This window comes from Nitritalea sp. (assembly GCF_054166705.1).
Genome location: NZ_JBSZCV010000004.1, coordinates 101705 through 124021 on the forward strand (window position 1 = coordinate 101705; position 22317 = coordinate 124021).

Annotated in this window: 18 protein-coding genes; 14 read left to right on the forward strand and 4 right to left on the reverse strand. The window is 46.7% G+C overall.

Going from position 1 to position 22317, the window contains the following annotated elements:
- Positions 1–302 precede the first annotated feature (302 nt).
- The 9 genes from ACXIT9_RS01425 (at position 303) to ACXIT9_RS01465 (ending at position 11295) form a co-directional block, all read left to right on the forward strand.
- On the forward strand, positions 303–2693 hold the full coding sequence (locus tag ACXIT9_RS01425; RefSeq protein ID WP_458054460.1) for a TonB-dependent receptor: 2391 nt from the start codon (positions 303–305) through the stop codon (positions 2691–2693).
- Positions 2693–3580: a DUF4249 family protein gene (locus tag ACXIT9_RS01430; protein WP_458054461.1), complete on the forward strand. Its 888-nt coding sequence runs from the start codon at positions 2693–2695 to the stop codon at positions 3578–3580. Before ACXIT9_RS01425 ends, ACXIT9_RS01430 begins: the two co-directional genes overlap by 1 nt.
- A 163-nt stretch (positions 3581–3743) precedes the next feature.
- Positions 3744–4904: a THUMP domain-containing class I SAM-dependent RNA methyltransferase gene (locus tag ACXIT9_RS01435; RefSeq protein ID WP_458054462.1), complete on the forward strand. Its 1161-nt coding sequence runs from the start codon at positions 3744–3746 to the stop codon at positions 4902–4904.
- A 657-nt stretch (positions 4905–5561) separates the two neighbouring features.
- Complete coding sequence (locus tag ACXIT9_RS01440) at positions 5562–6464, forward strand: helix-turn-helix domain-containing protein (protein WP_458054463.1); 903 nt, start codon at positions 5562–5564, stop codon at positions 6462–6464.
- Between the two features lie 227 nt (positions 6465–6691).
- On the forward strand, positions 6692–7300 hold the full coding sequence (locus ACXIT9_RS01445; RefSeq protein WP_458054464.1) for a Crp/Fnr family transcriptional regulator: 609 nt from the start codon (positions 6692–6694) through the stop codon (positions 7298–7300).
- Between the two features lie 126 nt (positions 7301–7426).
- Positions 7427–8128, forward strand: a complete 702-nt coding sequence (locus ACXIT9_RS01450; RefSeq protein ID WP_458054465.1) for a hypothetical protein — start codon at positions 7427–7429, stop codon at positions 8126–8128.
- A 1381-nt stretch (positions 8129–9509) separates the two neighbouring features.
- Positions 9510–9728: a hypothetical protein gene (locus ACXIT9_RS01455; RefSeq protein ID WP_458054466.1), complete on the forward strand. Its 219-nt coding sequence runs from the start codon at positions 9510–9512 to the stop codon at positions 9726–9728.
- A 65-nt stretch (positions 9729–9793) separates the two neighbouring features.
- A complete protein-coding gene (locus ACXIT9_RS01460) occupies positions 9794–9997 on the forward strand; it encodes a hypothetical protein (RefSeq protein WP_458054467.1) in 204 nt (67 codons plus the stop codon).
- Between the two features lie 218 nt (positions 9998–10215).
- Positions 10216–11295 carry a BF3164 family lipoprotein gene (locus tag ACXIT9_RS01465; protein ID WP_458054468.1) on the forward strand — a complete coding sequence of 360 codons (1080 nt, stop codon included), beginning with the start codon at positions 10216–10218 and terminating at the stop codon, positions 11293–11295.
- Between the two features lie 1595 nt (positions 11296–12890).
- Here ACXIT9_RS01465 and ACXIT9_RS01470 read toward each other — a convergent pair.
- The 3 genes from ACXIT9_RS01470 to ACXIT9_RS01480 all read right to left on the reverse strand — a co-directional run bounded on the left by ACXIT9_RS01470 (position 12891) and on the right by ACXIT9_RS01480 (position 16160).
- A complete protein-coding gene (locus ACXIT9_RS01470; protein WP_458054469.1) occupies positions 12891–13313 on the reverse strand; it encodes an organic hydroperoxide resistance protein in 423 nt (140 codons plus the stop codon).
- Between the two features lie 88 nt (positions 13314–13401).
- Positions 13402–15462 carry a methionine--tRNA ligase gene (gene metG, locus ACXIT9_RS01475; protein WP_458054470.1) on the reverse strand — a complete coding sequence of 687 codons (2061 nt, stop codon included), beginning with the start codon at positions 15460–15462 and terminating at the stop codon, positions 13402–13404.
- Positions 15463–15524: 62 nt separating this feature from the next.
- Positions 15525–16160 (reverse strand): TetR/AcrR family transcriptional regulator, encoded by a 636-nt coding sequence (locus tag ACXIT9_RS01480; protein ID WP_458054471.1) that lies wholly within the window; start codon positions 16158–16160, stop codon positions 15525–15527.
- Positions 16161–16289: 129 nt separating this feature from the next.
- On the opposite strand from ACXIT9_RS01480, the gene ligA reads away from it, so the two are divergent.
- Genes ligA through xseB form a run of 5 tightly spaced genes read left to right on the forward strand, consistent with a single transcriptional unit; the run spans position 16290 to position 21634 of the window.
- Complete coding sequence (ligA, locus tag ACXIT9_RS01485; protein ID WP_458054472.1) at positions 16290–18752, forward strand: NAD-dependent DNA ligase LigA; 2463 nt, start codon at positions 16290–16292, stop codon at positions 18750–18752.
- 4 nt (positions 18753–18756) lie between these two features.
- Positions 18757–19254 (forward strand): DUF6913 domain-containing protein, encoded by a 498-nt coding sequence (locus ACXIT9_RS01490; protein ID WP_458054473.1) that lies wholly within the window; start codon positions 18757–18759, stop codon positions 19252–19254.
- Positions 19248–20108 carry a 4-hydroxy-tetrahydrodipicolinate synthase gene (gene dapA / locus ACXIT9_RS01495; RefSeq protein ID WP_458054474.1) on the forward strand — a complete coding sequence of 287 codons (861 nt, stop codon included), beginning with the start codon at positions 19248–19250 and terminating at the stop codon, positions 20106–20108. The genes ACXIT9_RS01490 and dapA overlap by 7 nt, the downstream gene beginning before the upstream one ends.
- Before the next feature lie 4 nt (positions 20109–20112).
- A complete protein-coding gene (gene xseA / locus ACXIT9_RS01500) occupies positions 20113–21423 on the forward strand; it encodes an exodeoxyribonuclease VII large subunit (RefSeq protein WP_458054475.1) in 1311 nt (436 codons plus the stop codon).
- Complete coding sequence (xseB, locus tag ACXIT9_RS01505; protein ID WP_458054476.1) at positions 21416–21634, forward strand: exodeoxyribonuclease VII small subunit; 219 nt, start codon at positions 21416–21418, stop codon at positions 21632–21634. The genes xseA and xseB overlap by 8 nt, the downstream gene beginning before the upstream one ends.
- Positions 21635–21658: 24 nt before the next feature.
- Here the strand turns inward: xseB and ACXIT9_RS01510 are convergent, their stop codons facing one another.
- Positions 21659–22183 (reverse strand): UpxY family transcription antiterminator, encoded by a 525-nt coding sequence (locus ACXIT9_RS01510; protein ID WP_458054477.1) that lies wholly within the window; start codon positions 22181–22183, stop codon positions 21659–21661.
- Positions 22184–22317 lie beyond the last annotated feature (134 nt).

Below are 22317 nucleotides of genomic sequence, written 5' to 3' on the forward strand. Positions count from 1 at the left end.
GAATTTTGCGCCGGGGCGCAAAAAGAAAAGCAAGGCAATCACCCACGAATATAAGAAAGTGAACAGGATTTCCCTGCATCTTTTACAGCTTTAACGGCCCTTAACAGAAAATGCGCAAGAAAGTACACAAAATTTAATTTTGCAATTTTCTCTTTAAATGAAGGAACACAATTAAAAAGTAAAAGATACCTATTTAAATCACTTAAAATAGTCCACATATAGCATTTAAATTTTAAAGAAGCCCCATTTACTAGCCCTATGTCCTTAATAACAGGGCACTCCTTAATTACGTTTATGAAAGTATGAAAAATTGTTTTTGGCTGCTGGGGTTTGTGCTTTTCTTCAGTCAGTCAGCGGAACTGCGAGCGCAGGAAAAGGTGGAACTAAAAGGGGTAGTGCGCGATGCGCAAACAAAGGAGACACTCCCTGGAGCAAATGTCCTGGTAGTCGGTCGCACGGGATCCGGTGTGGTGACCGATCTTGAGGGTCGCTTCCAACTTGATGTATCCACGCTCCCTGTGACGATACAGGTCTCCTTTATCGGATTCGAAACCCTGAACTGGCGCGTCAGCAGTAGCGAGGAGGCGGCCAACTTAATCCTCGAACTCGGGAGTGATGAGGTGGCACTGGAAGAAGTCGTCATCAGCGGACGTGCGCCTGACACCAATGTCCGCAGCATGGACATCGGCAGATCCCAAGTGCCCATCAGTACCATTAAAAACATCCCTGCCCTTTTCGGTGAGGTAGACGTGCTGCGTAGCCTGCAGCTCTTGCCCGGTGTCACCAATGCCGGCGAGGGGACGACGGGGCTCTTTGTGCGAGGGGGGTCTGCCGACCAAAACCTGCTGCAGCTCGACGGCGCGCCGGTCTACAATCCCTCCCACTTTTTCGGCTTTTTTTCGGTCTTTAACCCCGATGCCTTAGATCAAATCGACTTCTTTAAAGGAAATATTCCCGCTACCTTCGGAGGGAGGGCCAGTTCCGTGATCGATATTGGCCTGAAAGAAGGTAACTTCGAGCGTATTCAAGGTGAAGGCGGTCTGGGCATCATTAGCTCCAAGCTTACCGTGGACGGCCCCCTTTTCGGGGAAAACAGCAGCTTTATCGTGTCGGCCAGAAGGACCTATGCCGATGTCTTTTTGCGTTTCGCAAACGACCCGAATGTACGTAATAATCAGTTGTACTTCTACGACCTGAGTGGCAAGCTAACTTTCCGTCTAGGAGATAGGGACAAGCTGACCGTTTCCGCTTATGGCGGTCGTGACCTACTCGGTTTTAATGAGCAGTTTCGCCTGGGCTGGCAAAATCAGCTGCTCAGCGCCAAGTGGACACGCAGCATCCGAAGCGATTTCTTTTTTGAGCTAAATGCCTATCAGTCTTACTACGATTATGAAGTCGCCTTTACGGACCCGGACATCGGTTTCGACTGGACGAACCGATTGGGAGAAACCGGCCTGCGCGCTGCCTGGACCTATCTACCTGACAGCCGCAGCCAGCTCGACTGGGGCTTTCATACGCAATACTATAATTTTGCTCCCATAGATTTGCGCCCCGCGCCAGGCGCAATTATCGAACCGATCGAGACCAATCCAAACCTAGGCATCCAGCAGAACTTTTTCCTGCAAGGGAGCCGAGAGTTGACAGAGCGCTTTTCCGTGGAAGGAGGCTTGCGCTGGTCCCTCTATGGCCGTGTGGGCCCCGGGGTGCAGTTTCTTTACGAAAATGACCTACCGAACCCGGAGCTGCCACCGATCGATACCCTGCAGTTCGGTGCCCTGGACTTGATGAAATTCTATCAAGGCTTCGAGCCACGCGTGGGCATGCGCTATCTCTTGGGGCCAAGCACCTCCTTAAAAATCGCCTACAACCGGAATTTTCAGTATGTGCAAGTGGCTGCCAATAGCTCCGCGGGGCTGCCCATCGACCGCTGGGTGCCGGCAGGGCCCTATATCGAACCCGTGCGGGCTGATCAGATCGCCGCTGGAGTGTTCCAAAACCTAGCCGACAACAAATGGGAGCTATCCGTAGAAGGATTTTATAAGGATTTTAGGAATATTATCGATCTACGGCAGGGTGCTAATGTGCTTTTTAACGACGCCATCGAAACAGAAATTCTGACTGGAAACGGGTATGCCTACGGAGTGGAGTTCTTGCTGCGCAAAAATGTGGGCAAGACCAATGGCTGGCTCAGCTATACCTACTCCCGCACCTGGCGCGTGATCGACGGCATCAGCTTGGGGCAGCGCTTTAATCCGCGCTTTGATCGGCCGCATGATTTGGCCCTCGTGCTGAACCACACCTTTAATGAGCGCTGGTCGGGAAATGTCAATTTCATCTATACCACCGGGCAGGCGGTTACCTTCCCCATAGGTGCCTACATCGTAGACAATCAGCGCGTCCCGCTGTTTTCAGACCTGCGTAATGAAGATCGCTTCCCTGATTATCACCGGCTGGATTTCTCGCTGAGCTATAAGGTCCCCGACCGGGGAAGAAAGTGGCGGAGTAGCTGGAACTTCAGCATGTACAATGCCTATGGCCGCAGAAACCCTTTCTCCTATCAATTTACTGAAATCATCAACGATGACCTGAACTTTGCTGGCAGTCCGGAGGAGATCGAGACGCGCCGCCCTGCCATCGTGATGACCTATTTGTTTACGTTCTTACCTGCTTTAAGCTATAATTTCGAATTCTGATGCTGACAAGACCTCCCCTAGAAAAGCGTTTACGCCTGCTTATGATCGGCTTGGGGCTTGCCCTGCTGACGGGTATGAGCTCCTGCCAGGAAGAAGTGGTATTACCTTTACGCCCTTCGGAAACCATCCCCGTGATCGAGGCGTTTTGGACCGATAATGCCCGCCTAAACCGCGTGAGTGTGAGCAGCTCGCAGGACTTTTTCGATGCCGACACCGCTCCTCAGCTGAGCGATGCCCGTGTGCGTATCTTAGACTTGACAGCCAACAGAGAAATCTCCTTCTTTTATGTGGAAGAGGCCAATGCCTTCCTTCCTTTGGATCAAGAAGCCGGCCGCATCGGGCATCGGTATCGCCTACAGGTGGACTGGCAGGAAAAACGCTATGAGAGTGAGTCTGTTCTCTTAGAGCCTCCCATTTTAGATAGCTTAGCTGTCAATTTTCGGCCGCAGCAGGGCTTCCGTCGTGAGGGTTTTTACATCAGCGTCTTCGGTGCCATCCCTTTTGAGGAGGAAAACAACTACCGCATCCGCATCGTGCGTAACGATACCCTGCTCAACAGGCGTTCGGACATTTTACTCTTTGATGACAGCTTCGGTACAGAGCTCTTAAACCGGGGCTTCGAATTGAATTTCCGCTTTCGTCCCCAGGATCGGGTGCGGCTGGAGCTGTTTCGCTTTGAGCGGCCCATTTTCGACTATTTTAATCAGCTCGTCTCTTTACTCTTTAACGATGGGGGCCTTTTCAGTCCACCACCCGAAAACCCGGTAACGAATATCCGACCTGTAGGGCATGAGGGAACGGTGCTCGGTGTCTTTATGGTCAGTCCCTACCTCTCAGCTGAAACCGTCATCATCCCGGGACCCGGAGAACCCGATGTGCTGGAGTAGTACTTGGACGCGGAGTCGAGCCCTGCCCTATATGCCGATCGTCCCATGCAGAAGCCTGCCTGCGGGCGCTTAGGTAGATCGAGCTCCGCCTAAATTGGGCCTTGGAACAGCAAGAGGAAGGGAATAGGCTGGACTATTGAGGGAAATGACGTAGCTTTGTGGCATGATAGATTTTGATAGCATCGGGCAGATCGTAGTGACCTTTAAGGATCGTTTTGGCTATACCGTCGCGGAGGAGCTGAAGGCCCTCGGCTACCCCATCGAGGAAGAAGGGCGTACGGCGCATAAACTGAAGGGCAGTTTAAACGACTGCATCAAGTTGAACCTCCGCCTGCGTTCGGCCTCGCATGTGTTATTCGAAATCAAGCGCTTTTACTTGCACCACGCCGATGACATCTACCGTCGCGTAAAAAGCATTCCTTGGGAAAATTACATCGATCCGTTCACGTATTTTTCCGTGCAGTCCCATGTGGATAATCCCAGTGTGGACAATCCACTCTTCGTGAATGTGCGGGTGAAAGATGCTATCGTGGATCGCTTTCGCGATCAAAGTGGCCGCCGCCCAGATTCAGGTTCCTCCTTCGATGGTGCTGTCTTCCAGATGTATTGGAAAGACAAGCAGGCCGTGCTGTATATCAATACCTCCGGGGAGACGCTGGCCAAACATGGCTACCGCAAAATCCCCGGCAAGGCGCCGATGTTAGAAGCCCTCGCCTCCGCCTGCATTCAGGCCAGTGGATGGAATGGCCGCACCCCCTTTTTGAATCCTATGTGTGGCTCGGGAACCCTCGCCATAGAGGCTGCCCTTTTGGCGAGCAATCGCTTCCCGGGACTTTACCGTGAAAACTACAGCTTTATGCATATTCTCGGCTATGATGCTGACGTTTACCGCCGCATCTTTGAGAGCCTGGAAAAGCAAATCGTAGATAATCCGGGTGTGGCCATCTATGCTTCCGATAATGATCCGCAAGCCATTGCCTTCGCAAAGGAAAATGCCGAGACAGCAGGAGTAGCGCATCTAATCACCTTTGAAGAAGTAGATTTCCGCGCCTCCACCGTGCCAGAGACGGGCTATGGCGTACTGATGGTCAACCCCGAATACGGGGAGCGACTCGGTGAAGAGGAAGAGTTGGAAGCCACCTATGCCGCTTTAGGAGATTTTATGAAGCAGCGCTGCACGGGTTACACGGGAGCTATTTTCACGGGGAATTTAGCTTTAGGAAAAAAAATCGGGCTGCGGACCAGTAAAAAAATTCCATTCTATAACGGGACGATCGATAGCCGCCTACTGCTCTTCAAGCTCTTCAAAGGAAAAGCAGAGTAGTCAATCAGGGCTCAATCGCTTTTACCTTTTACCAAAGTGGATCGAAGCAACCCCCGCTATAAGATTTTCTATTAAAACCCGCTAAGTAGGGTATGCCCAATAGATATTGCTTTTGACTTAGGTTTTAAAAATGTCCGCTTTACCGCTGTAGCGTCAGGATTTTTTGAAACAGAAACGACGGGGCATTAAACAGAAAAACGGTTGAAGGCTGAACCTACATGTGATTGAATCATTACACATGGATTCAGGCTTAATGCAAAAAGGATTTAGAAAATTTTTGATGTTACAAGCATTATGTTTGTGAATTTACTAATAACGAATTTGGTTTAAAATTTAATTAACACTCCGAATTTAAATTCATATCGATGATTTATCCTCTCATTCATTTGTTTTTTTCTAAAAAAAATATGAACTTACAAATCTAACAGATTATAGAACCAAATCTATTTTTAGGGGGGGGATGGATAATATACCAGAAACGGGAATGAGTATTGTCCAGAATATTCAATAGTGTATTGATCCCCTTAAAAAGTCACCCAAAAATTAGTTCACGGCGATCTAGCGTAAGAGGCCATAGACCGAGGGAGTTAGGCTTTTGCAACAGAAGAGGATCCTAGTGACAGTTTAATGAACTATCCCTCTAATCGAAATTAGGGCATGAGTACACCTGAATCTTTAGAAGAGTTTTACAAAAGAAAATTTAGCTGGCTTCCTGAAAATATCCGTAACGATGTTGGGCACTTCAATATGTTCGAATTAGAATCTTATGGATTAGGAAAAGTAAAATCACTTCCTTACAGGAGGAGAGATTTTTACAAAATTATGCTATTGAAAGGAAATGGAACTGTATTCTTTGCTGACCAAGTTTTTGAGGTCAAAAAACAATTCTTATCATTTTCGAATCCTTTAATCCCATATAAATGGGAACATCATGAGCCGCTTACAGGTCAATATTGCATTTTCAATCAGTATTTTGTGCATAACTTTGGAAACATTGGTGCTTTTGAAATTTTTCAACCATCAGGAAATCATGTTTTTGAATTGACTGATGTACAAGTAGGCGCAGTTGAAGCCATATTTTCAAAAATGCAGACCGATTTTTTGTCAGATTATAAGTATAAGTACGACAGTATTCGTAGTCAAATTTTGGAACTTATTCACTTTGGGATGAAGCTTGAACCGAATCTTCTGACTATCAAGCAACCTATCAATGCCTCTTACCGGATTTCTGCTATGTTTACCGAATTATTGGAGCGTCAATTTCCAATAGACGATAACCATCCAAAACTTCAAATCAGATCTGCCTCCGATTTTGCTCTGCACCTCAATATTCATGTGAACCACCTGAATCGAGCTGTGAAGGAATCAACTGGTAAAACTACCACTCAGATTATTTCAGAAAGAATTTTACAAGAATCTAAAGTCCTATTAAAACACAGCAAATGGAACGTCAGTGAAATCGCTTATGCCTTAGGGTTTACAGAAGTAACCCACTTTAATAATTTCTTTAAAAAGCAAATGGGGAACTCCCCTCTTAATTTTAGGAATGGAGGGATTTAAAATAAAAAGAAATGTACCTCTGTTCTTTTGATTTTGACCCAGTTTGAAAACGTTGAAATGGTATAAACCTTTGACATAAACATAATTGTTTGAACAGGGTAAAAATTAAAAATTTGGACTTAGTTTCATTTATCAGTTCAGAAGGTGGCATGTTTTCAGTAAATCATTTCTAGAAAATCCAGCCCCTTTTTTATTTGAAAAACTGCTAGCTTCTTTTAACTTTAAGGATGAATCACCTTCAAAAAACAGACGTATATCAAACTTTGCTCGATTATTTTGAGAAAATGATTCCTTTGAACCAGCATGAGAAAGATCTGGTCTATTCTAAGTTCCAACCACATCTTTTCCTCAAAAAACAGTTCTCCCTCCAACATGGAGAAATCTGTGATCACTTTGATTTTGTGGTGAAAGGCTCTCTCCGCTTATTCAAGGTTGATCAAAAAGGAGTATATCATATTCTTCAATTTGCAACAGAAAATTACTGGATGTTGGATTTGAGTAGTTTTCATAAAAGAATCCCTTCGAAATTAAACATAGAGGCATTGGAGGAAACCAGGGTTCTAAGAATTACCCATACTGACCTTTTGGATTTATATGTCAAAGCCCCTAAGTTCGACAGGATTTTCCGAGTGCTCCTGGAGAATCATTTTATGCAGCAACAGGAAAGGATCGCGCAATTGTTCAGTTCGACCGCAGAAGAGCGTTATGAATTATTTTTACAAACTTACCCACACCTGATCAATAGAATCCCCCAAATTCAAATTGCTTCTTACCTTGGCATTACTCCCGAATTTTTAAGCAGGATCCGAGGTCGATTGGCAAAAGGAGAGGGATAATCTTAAACCAGATCAATATTTTTTCTTAAACTAGGTCATTGGTGTACAGTGTATGTATCCCATAACTTTGCTCCCACAATACCAGTCAGGAGAAATTATTTTGAAAGGAACAAATTTACCGTTAGAATGAAACAAATTAAAAAATCCATTTGGGGTCTTTTGGGCTTGTTATCCATGACTTTTGGAGGACAAGCCCAAACCACCCATTTTGAAGGAAAGGAATTTGAAATTTCCCATGTGAAGACCTCAATCGTCCGGTTAAATGGGGAAGAAGTGCTCAGAGTGGAAAGGGATTTGGAATCCTTACCTTTTGATTTCGAAAGAATGGGTGAGACTGTAGATGAGCCTACCTTTCTCAAATTGAAAGGTGTGAATCTGGAAAATGGCACCGTGGAAGTAAAAGTTTTGAGTCGGTTGTTACCGACTGCTCCTCCCTTTTCACGTGGATTTATCGGACTTGCCTATAGGATTGATGAGGATAATGCTGCCTATGAGTCTATCTATATACGTCCTACAAATGGAAGAGCTGACGATCAGTTTCGAAGAAACCATACCGTGCAATACTATGCTTATCCTGACTTTAAATTTGACCGGCTAAGAGCTGAATCCAAAGGGGAATATGAAACCTATGCAGATATCGGATTGGACGAGTGGATTACTGTCCGAATAGAATTTAAGGACAAATCAGCCAAGTTATTTCTCAATGATCAAAAATCCCCAGCCTTTATCGTTCAGGAAATGTTGGGATCAACTTCATCAGGTTCAATCGGGCTTTGGGTGGATATAGGAACTGAAGGATTTTTTAAGGATTTAAAGGTGATTGAATAAACCCAATCTTATGAAGGCAGCCATTTTAAACAGTCCCGGGCAAGCTGATAATTTCATTTTGGAAGAAAGGCCAATTCAGATACCGAGCAAGGATGAAGTTTGGTTTAGGTGAAAGCTTTTGGACTTAACAGGTCCGGGCTGATGACCCGAAAGGGACTTTCCCCTCATGTAAAATTTCAAAGGTATCGGGTTTATTTATTAATCCAAATTAAGAAGCTATCAAAATTAGTTCGACCCTGTCAGGGTCGTTAATATTGGATAGCCGTTACCATTTTTCCCACGGGTTGCACCCATGGCTACTGAAAGGTTTGACCCCTCTTGAGGTCAGGAATTTGATTTGGTTTCAAGAATCCAATAAACTATGAATTCATTGAGAATGAAGACCCCGAATGGGGGCAAAATTCTCAATAACTTGTCCGCCGCGGCGTAGCCTCCAGTGCAAATGGGGTTGGAAAAATAGTTGAGATATGAAACCTACCAATATTGAAAGGGTTGAACTTTTAGAGAATGGTGTAAAGTAATTGATTTACTTGTTTTCAAAATATTTAATCTTATTATTCAGATTCTCAATAGTTTTTTCAATTTGTCGAATATAAGTATCCGTTCGACGAAAACATATTGGATTTAACTTTTCTTTTGCTATTTGGCCCTGTCGGAAGGCAGGAGTTTGAATAGCTCCTTGTGGTGGATGCCTTGTACGCGATTAAAAATAATGAACCAGTTCAACTGATTCCCGGAGACTGCAGGAAATAGTTTTTCCCGCTAAGTGGATGTAAAGTTTTTCTATCGAGACATGTTCAATCCTGAGGGAAGGCTTGACTTAGGTCGAATTACGGATACAAGTGATGGAAAACTGTGAATACCTATATAAGTCGGAGATGCTCTGTCGATATTCTTCCCAGAGCAGCGTCCGAGTGACGTCTATAAAGCTAAGTTCTTGCAAGAATTAATTCAACAGGCTTTTGAAGTGCACGTATCGAGTATCCTTGTATGACGGGTTTTAAGCCATCGTTTTCCACTTAGTGCTTTTCGAGCCACTATGAAACCAAAACTATTAAAGAAAAGGATCAATATACGTTGAAATCAGAACCCAAGGAGCAGAATTCTCCGGAAACCTGATAAAAATCGCATTTTGGGGTGAAGCATCTGCTAGAGTGTCAATCGAATTCAGCGGCAGAAATCGCCTATTGAAACTGAAAACCCTCTGCACGTAAAGTGTCAATCAGCTACAGAAATTTCTTCTCTGGATGTTTTAGCTATCCGTTAAAATCATTTATACTCCATTTAAATCATCAAACAACCATTCGCGTATTGAGATACTGTATGATATTATAAAATCATTTAACTAAATGTAACCATTTCACTAAAAACTAAATATTTTATGAAAAACAATTTAAGAAATTCTAAGTTTCCGAAAATCGCTGGTGTTTTGGCTTTGGTTCTACTGTTCATTCAAGGATTTGGCTTGATAGCCCAAACTGAATCGGGAACTTGTTGCCCAGAAGAGGAATCAAGGTGTTACGTTTTAATTGGTGGAGAAACTACTCCCATTGATAACACTTATTTCAAGAAAGGTTCAGGTCCATGCATGGCTATTTAAAAGAACATTGTAAGTAGGAAAGAATGATGTAAACTTAATATTTTATTAAAACCAAAATTTGAATCATGAAAAATCATTTAAAAATTTTAACGGGACTTTTGCTTGCAATTACAGTAAGTTTTGGATTTATATCGCCTATGACCAATGACTCTCAACCTCAGGCAGGTTTTACTTGCTGTCCGGAGGAAGAATCTCATTGCATAAAAGACGGTAAGTATATTGACATGGATAGATACTATTTAAATTCAGGTCCTTGTATGGCCTTATAAAGGTTTTTATATTTGAACCTAAAATAAATTGACCACTTGCAGGGATGTATTTATTAATAATATTCCCGCTTTTCTGTGTAATTAAATAAAATGACTTTCTTAGGTTAAGAGGCACACTAAAATCTATTGTAAAGAAAATTAGTGTGCCATTTATTATTATTAAACCAGTTGTCACAAAAAGTTAAAATTTTTGTTTATAACTATTATATAATTTTCACATGAAATTTAATAACTTATTTGAAAACACATTACTGTTTTTTGTAGTTATATTTTTTCAATGCTGTAATTCAAAACAGGAGAAATTTCGTTTCGAAATTACTGAATCATACAATGACTATAAAAATATCGTCGATATTGAAGTTACTCCAATTAAAGGACAAGTATTAGAATTAAATAATACATTAGTTCGTCCAAGGTCTATTAATTTATCGAATGATACATTATATGTAGCTACAAATTCAGAAGAGGATTTGATTCAAATATTTACGAAAGATGGTATATTTATTACGTCATTTCTAAAAAAAGGATTTGGCCCAAATGAGGCTATGTCAGTAATGAATTTTAATAAGATTAAAGTAAATTCATTTCAAAATGGATTCTTAATCTATGATGGTATGAAAAATTCAGTTTTCACTTTAAATTCTGGAATACTTAGTGAGTTTAAAATGAATAAACTTTTTCAAGGAATCATTCCATTTGAAGATTCTTTGGTTATTTCTCAAAACCTAGATTCAAATCAAAGATTTAGTGTCATAAATTTAAAAGGTGAAATTATCGAAAGTTTTGGAAATGTATTAAAACATCCGGCAAGTAATAATTCCTTTATTTTAAATCAAGCCTATTTCAGTTATATGGATGTAGGTAAGTCTGCAAATTTGTTTATTTCTACATCGAGACTTACAGATCAAATTGAGATATATGATTTGACAACGAAAAATCTTACAAGAACTATAAGGGGTCCCAAATTTTATGATCCTATTTTTACTGAGGGAATGCAAAATAATAATCCAATTTTTATTCAGAATGAAAAGGGTAGGTTTTCATATATTGATGTTATTTTCGGCGAAGAGTACATTTATGGTTTATTTTCAGGGTATTCAAGGGAGGAGAATCCTGATAAAGCTAACTCTGGTGAGTTTTTATTTGTTTTTGATTTTAACGGAGTCCCTGTCAAAGTTTTTAAATTGGATCATACTTTATTAAAATTTGAAATTGAAGAAAGTAGTTACAAAATCTATGGAGTTGATATTAAGAGTTATAATGAAGAAAAGATTATTATTTTTGATTTGCCTTTATAGTTTAATTTCTTGTGACACCAATTCGCGTCGGAATATTGAGATTAGTAAAGGTAAATTAATTTCAATAAATACCAATTTCAGTTTTTATTCCTACAAATATGAAGATCCTATTTCAGTACATATACTTGAAATGGGATGCTCTACATGTTATTATGAACTCAAGGAGTTTCTAACTAAAAATCAATCTAGTGAAATATCAGATTATATATTTATTATTAAGTCAAATGATAAGATCAACGTAGACTTTATGATAAACGAAATTTTATATTTTCAATACCCCGTTTTTATGATTTATAAATCAGATATTAAGGTTAATATACCAAATGGCGTTTATACTGGATTTTCCAATGGTTCTTTTATCGAAATTATCCCTAAATAAAATGTAAATTTTTATAGGACTAAAAACCAACCCCACTGGATTTCTTACTGTAAATTAATATAATATTAATTTAAGTTTTTATTTTCATTTAACATTTTAAACAATCTTTAAATTTAGTTTCACTAACTTCTACTAAATTCAATATTTACACTCTTTGGACTTGGATTTCAACTTAAGCAGGACTCTTACAATGTGTTTAGGTGGTATATCTAGAATTGAAGGAAAATAGGATTTCTGCTTAATTACTAGTGGGTTCTTTGTTAGTATTTACTTCATAAACCGTAAAACGGGGTACCATTTCGCTGGAACCAAACCGATCGTTGCCTTTCCGGTAGTCAAACAAAACCATCCGATCCACTGGTGCATGGTAGAGCCACCTATACCCCTTGTGGATATTGTTTTTATGTCTTCAATGTTGGACTTTTATCGGTGTTTCGTCGAACGGATACACTTTATCAACCATTCACTGTAACGCACCAAATGCCATGTACAAGGTGCCAAGTAGGAATTCGAGAAGAGAAAGACGCGAAGAGAGCTTGCTTCCCGAGAGGAAGAAGGTTAGATAAAAACAAGAACCAAGAAACCTGAGAGTAAAATTTGGTTTTTAAATTGATATCTATTACATTAAAGAAGTTAATTTTCATGAAAATTATAAGGTAAAAAACTTAACTTATTTAATAGCTTACAGGTTTATTTTACCTGATAAATCAGTTGAATTTCGCCCATTTCAAAAAATAAGATTTTCTCAATTAATATTTCCATTTTACAATTTAGAGAGCGTTGAATGGGAAGGAATAACTTTTATTCATTATAGAGATAGACAAAGATCAAACAGTCTATACCTTGAGAGCGGTCTATTGACAAATATTTCGGTATCAAAGAGTTTTGATTTAGGAATTACCTTTTCATATCGCTTTGCAGATTTTGACTACATCATGTACAAAAGAGTTGTCCCGGGAGGATCAACAACGCACGTAGTCCCCGACCAGGTAAACTTGCGAGCAATTATGGCAGGATTTAGATTGGCTTATACACTATAGTTTGGATCTTCAAAAAGAAAGCAAACGAAAGCATTTTTGCCTAAAAAGAAAGCAAACGAAAGCAAACGATCATCAAAACGAAGGCAAACGATCATTTCATCAACAGCAGGGCTACAAACGGCAAAAGCCCCTAGCAAGGACTAGGGGCTTTTGCTTTTTATACTTAAACGGGTCAATCAAGCGATCGCCTTCACGTTTACAGCGATATTTCCGCGTGTGGCCTTCGAATAAGGACATACCTCATGGGCAGCATCTACCAGCTTCTGCGCCTCTTCTAGCGAACCCGCCTGAGGAATTTTTACCTCGATGTCTACCGCCAAGCCGAAACCTCCACCGGCTGTTTTACCTAAGTGGGCCTTCACGGCCACCTCAGCATCGGATAAGGAAACACCCTTCGCCACAGCGCCTAAAGCACCCCCAAAACAGGCCGCATAACCAGCGGCAAAAAGCTGCTCCGGATTCGTCTGCCCGCCAGCTCCTCCGATTTCCTTTGGCATCGCCACAGCGAAATCCAACTGACCATCATCGGTTTTGACATGCCCTTTACGGCCGCCCGTATTCCGGGCTGTCGCGGTGTAAACTACTTCTATTTCTTCCATGTTTGTACGTGTTAAAGTTCCTCCATTTAACGTGCGCGAAAGCAGAATGTTCCTCCCTATCTACTCGGCCCTGAGTGCCAGCCGCTTGCTACGAAATCACCGACCCCGGAGCCACAGCCTCATGCGGTTGCAAAAGCCGCAGCGCACCATCCTTGTCCTCCGCCATCAGGATCATTCCCTCCGAATCGATGCCCATCATCTTACGCGGCGCCAGATTGAGCAGCATCACCACCTGACGTCCCACCAGCTCCTCGGCACTAAAATGCTCGGCCACACCACTTAGGACGGTGCGTTCTCCAAGACCTGTATCTACCTGTAGCTTGAGTAATTTCTTCGACTTGGGCATTTTTTCGGCACTTACCACCGTCACCACACGCAGGTCCATCTGCGAAAAAGCCTCGAAACTCGTGATCTCCTTCATTGGAACGGCGGGTTGCTCCTGAAGCGCATTGGCCTTTTTCGCATCCAGCAAGCGCTGCACCTGCGCCTCTACCACCTTATCCTCTATTTTTTCAAACAACAAGCCTGGCTGCCGCACTGTGCTTCCCGCCGCCAGCAAGTGGCCCGAGCCGGCAGACTCCCAGCCTGACGCCTGCAGCCCGAGGGCTTCCTCCAGACGCGCCGCGGTAAAGGGCAAAAAGGGCTTGGCCACCACGCTTAATCCAGCCACCACTTGCAGCGCCACATGTAAAATCGTCGCCGTCCGAGCAGGATCGGTTTTTATGGCCTTCCAAGGCTCCGTCTCTGCCAGATACTTATTGCCCATACGGGCAAAATCCATCACATAGCTCAGCGCCTCCCGAAAACGAAAACGCTCGATGGAGGCCGCGATTTTATCGGGGAAACCCGCCATCTGCGTCAGGAGCTCCTCCTCCATAGGGCCGAAAGTTCCCGCCTCCGGCACGCGCCCCTCGAAATACTTTTCCGTCAGCACCAGCGCCCGGTTCACGAAATTACCGAAAATCGCCACCAGCTCCGCATTATTCCGCGTCTGAAAATCCTTCCACGTAAAATCATTATCCTTCGTCTCCGGCGCATTTGCCGTCAAGACATAGCGCAGCACGTCCTGCTTGCCCGGAAAATCTGCCAAATACTCATGCAGCCATACGGCCCAGTTGCGGGAAGTAGATATCTTCTCCCCCTCTAAATTTAAAAACTCATTTGCCGGCACATTATCGGGTAAGATATACTCCCCATGCGTCTTTAAAATCGCCGGAAAAATAATGCAGTGAAACACGATATTGTCCTTGCCGATAAAATGCACCAGCTTCGTATCCTCCTCCTTCCAGTACGGCTGCCAGTCTTTGCCCGACAGGGCTGCCCACTCCTTCGTGGCCGAAATATAGCCGATCGGCGCATCGAACCACACATAGAGCACCTTGCCCTCAGCCCCGGGAACGGGCACCGGAATCCCCCAGTCCATATCTCGCGTCATGGAGCGCGCCTGTAGGCCATCGCCCGCCTCTAACCAGGAGCGGCACTGCCCGAGCACATTATTTTTCCAGTCTTGGGCATGGCTGCCCAAAATATATTCCTTTAAAAACTCCGTGTAGTTCGCTAAATCTAAAAACCAATGCTTGGTCTCCTTCAGCACCGGCGTGGATCCGCTCAACTTAGACCGGGGCTCGATCAACTCCTCCGGGCTGAGGGAGGAGCCGCATTTCTCGCATTGATCGCCGTAGGCATGGGCGTAGCCGCACTTCGGACAAGTCCCCTCGATATAGCGATCGGCTAAAAACTGCCCCACCTCCGGATCGAAATACTGCTCGGTGCTGCGCTCGATAAAGGCATTCTTTTCGTACAGATCCCGAAAAAAGTCACTTGCCGTCTCATGATGAATGGCTGCAGACGTGCGGCTGTAATGGTCGAAGCTAATCCCAAATTCGCGAAAACTCTCCTGCATCAGCGCATGGTAGCGGTCCACCACCTCCTGCGGCGTAATGCCCTCCTTCCGCGCCTTAATCGTAATGGCCACGCCATGCTCATCCGAGCCACAGACGAAGGCCACATCTCGCCCCCGCAGCCGCAGATAGCGCGCATAGGTGTCGGCAGGCACGTAACAGCCCGCCAGGTGACCGATATGTAAGGGCCCGTTCGCATAAGGCAGCGCGGAAGTAATCGTATAGCGCTTGAATGTTTTTTCTGACATGATGTGGAAAAGGTCTAAAGGTATGCTGTGCCCCTGGTTTTGGCCCGCGGGCCAAAGGGCGCTTAATCACGAAGCTCCTGACGTCCTTCTTCTGTAAGGATGCCCTGATAAATAATAGAAATGGCCTGATCGTAAATCTCGGCCGTGCTGATGGCAAGGTCCTCCCGCATCTCGCGCGGAAATTGAGAGAGAAACTTGGGGTCTATTAGGTTCTGAATGGCCGAAGCATAGAGCAGCACCACCAGGCTCTGGTTGATGTCTTCCTTCACCCTCCCCTGTCGGATGCCCTCTTCGATGAGACGGCTGAAGCGCAGGTACCCCGACTGCCGCACATAATCCTGTAGAGCTGCCCAAACTTCCGGTGCATGCTCACGCAAGTCAGCCAGCAGCTCCGGATTTATCGGCGCTAAATCTGCCGCGATCACGCGCAGCATGGCTTTCAACTTACCCGTAAAGCGCATCTCTTCCGTTTCGAGTAAGGCCTCCACCTTTAAGGAGAGACGCGTTTTTAGCCGCTCAAAAGCTGCGGACAGCAGTTCTAACTTGCCTGAGAAATGCTTGTAAAGCGTCTTTTTACTCATGCCTAGTGCCTGCGCAATGTCGTCCATGGTGGTGTTTTTATACCCCCGTGACAGAAAATGCGCATACGCGACCTCTAAAATCCGCTCTTCTGTACCTACGTTTTTCTCCATCTTCATCAGCTAGTCGGCAAATATAACAACATATCCCTTTTTCCCCCAATGCAATCCCCTCAGATGACAGATTGTGTTTGGGGAAACAGCGCTAAACTTGTATTTTTGACCCCCTAACGGTTCGAATTTTATTTTATGGAGGCAGCAGCAGCACGCGAAAAGATTCAAGCACTCACCGAAAAAATCGAGGAGCTCAACCAGCGCTACTATCAAAACAGCGAGTCCCCGGTCTCCGATCAGGAGTTCGACCTGCTGCTCAAGCGCCTGCAGGAGCTGGAGGAGGCTTTTCCAGAGCTGGCAGACCCGAATAGCCCCACGCAGCGTGTGGGAGGGACGATTACCAAGAACTTTAAGCAAGCGACCCATCAGTACCGCATGCTTTCTCTGGGCAATACCTACAGTCCTGGTGAGTTGCAGGACTTCGACGGCCGGGTGGCCAAAGGGCTCGGGCATCGCGACTATGCCTACTGCTGCGAGCTTAAGTTCGACGGAGTGGCCATCTCGCTCATCTACGAGCAGGGGCGCCTGGTTCGGGCCGTTACCCGTGGGGACGGTACGCAGGGAGATGTCGTGACAGAAAATGTGAAAACGATTCGCAGCATCCCGCTTCATATCGCGCATCCGAACTTACCGGAACGCTTCGAAGTGCGCGGAGAGGTGTTTTTACCCCGAAAGGAATTTGATCGGATCAATGCCGAGCGTCAAAAGGCCGGCGAGCAGCTGCTGGCCAATCCCCGCAATGCAGCCTCTGGGACGCTTAAGATGCAGGACAGCAGCATCGTCGCTAAGCGCCGCCTAGACTGCTACTGCTACCAGCTGCTGGGGGAAAACCTCGGCTTGGATACGCATGAGGAGGCCACGGCACAGCTAGAGGCCTGGGGCTTCCATGTTTCCCCTACCTATAAGTTGTGTGCCGATATCCAGGAGGTCTTCGCCTACATCAAAGACTGGGAAGAAAAGCGCCATAGCTTACCTGTCGATACGGATGGAGTGGTGCTCAAGCTAAATGATTTTAATCAGCGGGAGGAGCTGGGCTTTACAGCCAAAATCCCACGCTGGGCCATCGCCTATAAATATGCCGCCGAGAGCATGCCTACCCGCCTGCTCGGTATCCAGTACCAAGTGGGCCGCACCGGCGCCATCACCCCCGTAGCGCAGCTGCAGGCTGTGGCACTGGCGGGAACAGTGGTGAAGCGCGCCTCCCTACATAATGCAAATGAAATTCAGCGGCTTGGCCTCCATGAGGGGGACACCGTGCAAGTGGAAAAAGGGGGCGAAATCATCCCCAAAGTTACGGGCGTGGTGGAAGCCCTTCGCGAGCCAGGGGCCAAGCCCGTCCGCTACATCGCGCACTGCCCCGAATGCGGCAGCGCCCTGGAGCGACAAGAGGGCGAGGCCAAGCATTTCTGCCCAAATAGCAGCGGCTGTCCGCCGCAAATTTTAGGCCGCATGGAACATTTTATCTCCAAGCGCGCCTTGAATATCGATTCTTTGGGAACCGAGCGACTGCGGACGCTCATCGATCAGGGCTTCTTAAAGACTTTTGCAGATTTTTACCGTCTTCCCGAGCAGCAGGAAGCCCTGCTCGGCTTGGAAATGTCGCAGGATCAATACACAAAAGCCGAAGATGGCTCCCTCTACATTCAGCTGGCGAAAGGGCTGTACGGCATCACAGAGGGCCTTTCTCTCAGTCAGTGGCAGCAATTTAGTGCGGAGCATCCCGACACCGACAGTGCAGGGATTTTCCGGGAAGCCGAAGCCTTTATTCGTGAAAAAGCCAAAAAGACGGCCGTAAATCTGGGGATGCTCACCCGCTTTCGGGAAGCCTACCAGGCGCATAGCTACCCTGCCGTGGCCGATTTCCTCCCCCTGGCCCCACTCCTTTACAGCGTCCTACATCGGTTCAGCGATCTGGACACCTTGCGAAAACTTTGCCGCCAGGCCAGCACCACCCACCAGGTCCTGCGGGCACTCGATCAGGAGCTCCCCGCAGCCGTGGAGAAACAGGTGGCCCGGTTTAAGGGCTCCAGTTTTCAGTCCGGGGTACTGGCTAACATGGTAAAAGGAATCGAAGCATCGCGCCAAATGCCTTTTGAGAAGGTCCTTTTCGCGATCGGAATTCGGCATGTGGGAGAAAATACCGCGCAGCTTTTGGCCGAGCATTTCGGCAGCTTAGAAGCCCTGATGCAGGCGGACCTTGAGGCGCTGGCGGCAGTGAATGGCATCGGAGAGACAGTGGCCAGCAGCGTTCGGGCCTACTTCCAGGATACTGAGCAGGTGCGCGTCCTCCGGGAGCTGGAGCAGGCGGGGCTGGCGATGGCCTACCGGCCAAAAGCAGGGCAAGAGGCCCCCGGATCAGCGCTGAAAGGAATGAAAATTTTAGCTTCCGGCAAATTAGACCACTTCAGCCGAGAGGAAATCGTCCGCGTGGTGGAAGCGCATGGCGGCAGCTATGTCAAAACGGTTTCCAAGTCCCTTGATTTTATTATCGCGGGGGAGGATATGGGGCCAAGCAAACGTGAAAAAGCAGAAAAGTTAGGAGTAAAGCTCCTCACAGAAGCAGCGTTTTTAGCCCTTATCGAGAAAGAAAACGCATAGCAGGATGGAATGGTTGAAAAAATGGTTCTTGAAAAGGCAGCTACAAAAGGCGGCGCGAGCGTCAGCCGGGAAAACCTTTCCTTTCCCTGTACGTCCGCGAAGGGTAGGTATCTTAGCAGGCAGTAAGGAAAGCGCTTTAGCGTGTCGGGCATTTGCTAAAACCTATATCCCGGAGGCCGAGGAGTACCATGTGCTCTACTGGCAAGAGCAAACCACTGACTTAGAAGGCTATAACGAGCAGGATTTCGACTGGATGGCGCTACCAGAGCCTAAAATTCAGGCCTTCATCGATGCAGAAATGGATCTTCTGATTTGGGCGGAGCCCGAAGCTAAAGAATTCTCCTTACTTTTACTGTATAGTAAGCGCACTTGCTTCCGCATGGGCCTCCATCGACGCGATTTAGAGCCCCACCTCGACCTGATGTGTCAGGAAGGAGAGGGAAAACTACGGCCCTATGAGGCTTTATTTCAGTATTATCAATTAATCGCAAACGCATGTTAGCACTAAAAGGCACAGGAGTCGCCTTAGTTACTCCTTTCGACACGGAACATCGTGTGGATTATGATGGGCTCACGGCTGTCATCGAGCATGTCCTGGCCGGTAAGGCCGATTATCTTGTTGTCCTGGGCACCACAGGCGAAACCGCTACCCTCAGCAAGCAGGAAAAGAAACGGGTACTACGTCATGCGATCGCTGCAAACGCAGGCAGAAAGCCGATCGTTTATGGCCTGGGAGGCAATCATACCGCGGCCCTCTTACACGAAATAAAAGAGACAGATTTTACAGGGGTGGATGCAGTGCTCTCCGTCAGCCCTTACTACAATAAACCCAGTCAGGCGGGCATCATCGCGCATTATCAGCAACTGGCGGACGCTTGTCCGGTACCGATTATCCTCTACAATGTTCCAGGTCGGACCATGTCTAACATGGAAGCTGCCACCACGCTGACCTTAGCGCAGCACCCGAATATTATCGGGATGAAGGAGGCTTCAGGAAATTTAGAGCAGTGCATGCGCATCGCTGCGGGCCGCCCTAAAGATTTTCTTTTGATCTCTGGGGATGATATGCTCACACTTCCGCTGCGTGCTCTCGGAGGAGATGGCGTCATTTCTGTTTTGGCGAACGCCCTCCCAGAGGCCTTCTATTCCCTCTGCCATGAGGAGGAGGCGCTAGCGCAAAAGGCCCTGTTTTCCCTGTTGGAGCTGAACCCGCTCATGTACCAGGAGAGCAATCCAGTCGGTCTGAAGGCCCTGCTGAGCTTGATGGGCATCTGTGGTCCAGATGTTCGCCTGCCCTTAATGGAAGCCAGTGAGGGATTAAAGGAAGCCATTCGCACCGCTTTAAAGAAACGATGACCGCATGCAGCAGCTAAGCCTTTCCGAACTTTCCGCCCTGATCAAAAGCACCTTAGAAGAGCAGCTCCCACCAAACCTCTGGGTGAAGGCGGAGATTGCGGAGCTGAAGCGCGCCCGTGTGGGGCATGCCTACTTCGACCTGGTGGAGAAAGAGGGCCAAAAGATCGTGGCGAAGCTGCGGGCCAACTGCTGGTCCTATACCTTCAGCCAGATCGAGAGTGATTTTATCGCACATACCGGGGGGCCTTTGAAGCCCGGCATGGAGATTCTCTGCTTGGTTTCGGTGCAGTACCATGAGGTTTTCGGCCTTGCGCTGGTCATTAAGGGCATCGACGTAAATTTCACCCTTGGCAATCGGGCGAAACGCCGGCAAGCGCTGCTTCGAAAGCTGGAGCAGGAAGGGCTTCTGCTGCTCAATAAGCGCTGGCGCTTGCCGCTTGTGCCCCAGCGGGTCGCGGTCATAAGCTCAGCGCAGGCGGCCGGCTATGGGGATTTCATGACCCATCTCAGAGAGCAGGGCGAGCATTTTCATTTGGAGCTGCTCTTTTTTGAAGCCCTTATGCAGGGAGAGCAAGCGCCGGGCAGCATCGTGCAGGCCTTACAGCTGGCCATTGCGGAGCAGCCTGACTTGATCGTCCTCATTCGGGGCGGCGGGGCGCAAACGGACCTGGACTGCTTCGACGATGAGACCTTGGTAAGGGCTTTGGCGCAAGCCCCCGTCCCGATCGTCACGGGGATCGGCCATGAGCGAGACGAAACAATCGCCGATCTCGTGGCCCATACCCGCCTAAAAACGCCTACGGCGGTAGCGGCCTTCTTGCTCGAAGGCTTTAAGCAGTTCGATGAGCGCTTGGAGCAAGCCCGGATCGCCATGTACAGGGCGAGTCAGCTACGGGTGGAGCGTGAAAAAGTGCGTGGGGAGCGCTTACAGGCCCGCTTGCAGGAGGCTACACGCCAGCGCCTGCATGCCGAAGGGCTGAAACTCGAAAAACGTGGGATGCAGCTGGGTCGGCTAGCTGAGCGGCGCCTTTTGCAGGAGGAAAATCGACTGGAACAACTGCAACAGGGACTGGTCCGGGCTAAAAACCACTGGCTGCGGCAGCAAGAACAGCGCTTAACGGCCTGGGAAAAAGATTTGGTCCGGCTGGACCCCTTACGTCTTTTAGAGCGCGGCTATACACGTACTGACCTGAATGGGCAGCCCTGGGTGAACCAGCAGCCCTTTCCAGGCGACCAGCTGCAGGTCTACAGCCGGCAATTTGCGGCGACAGCCGTGGTTACAAGTGTGCAACAATTAAGCAAAAACAATGAGTGAGTTAAATAAGGATACGGCTGCGGACAAGCCGTCTTTTTCGTATGATCAGGCCCTATTACGCATAGAGGCCATCGTCAAGAACATAGAGAGCGGGCAGCTCAGCATGGAAAAATTAACAGAGGAGGTGAAAGAGGCTACCGAGCTGATCGCCGCCTGCAAGGAAAAACTGGGCGGCATCGATGCTGGTTTAAAAGGGATATTAGGGGAATAGGGGCGCTGCCCAATCCCCTTCTGCTCAGGCTTCTATTTTTTTCAAATATTTCTTATCGATGGTAACCAGAAGCTGTTGCTGAATGGCTTCGATGCGGAGGATGAGGTGTTCACCATTCGCGAGTTCCACGCACTCTCCGGTAAAGCCTTCTAGCTGTCCACCGATGATTTCCACCTGCATGCCAGGAGAGAATTCCTGCTGCGTTACCTCCACGGCGACACCGGTGGCCAGGAGGCGTTTAATGGCCTCGATTTCCTTGTCGCGCACGACAGCATACCTGCCTTCTAATTTTAAAAAGAAGACCGCTCCTTGATCCTGAAGGCAGTCAAACAACTCATTTTCCCGGGTGCGTACGAAGACATAGCCATTAAAAAGGACGCGTTCTACTTTTTTCAGGCGATCGCTCCATTTGCGTACTTCCACCCGACTCGGCACGAAGGTTTCGATTCCTTTTTGCGCTAAGCGCTCTGCCACTTTTTTCTCAAAGCGCGAGCGGGTGTACAGCACAAACCATTTCAGGGGGAAAACGGGTTTTACTAACTTCTCCATGCCAACAAATTTAGGCTAAAAATACGAAAGCCACGGTATTCTCTAAGTAGTTTACCGATTTTGTAGGCATAAAAAAACCCCCTAGGCATGGCCCAGAGGGATTTTCAGTGTTAAAAACCACCAACCTTTATTTA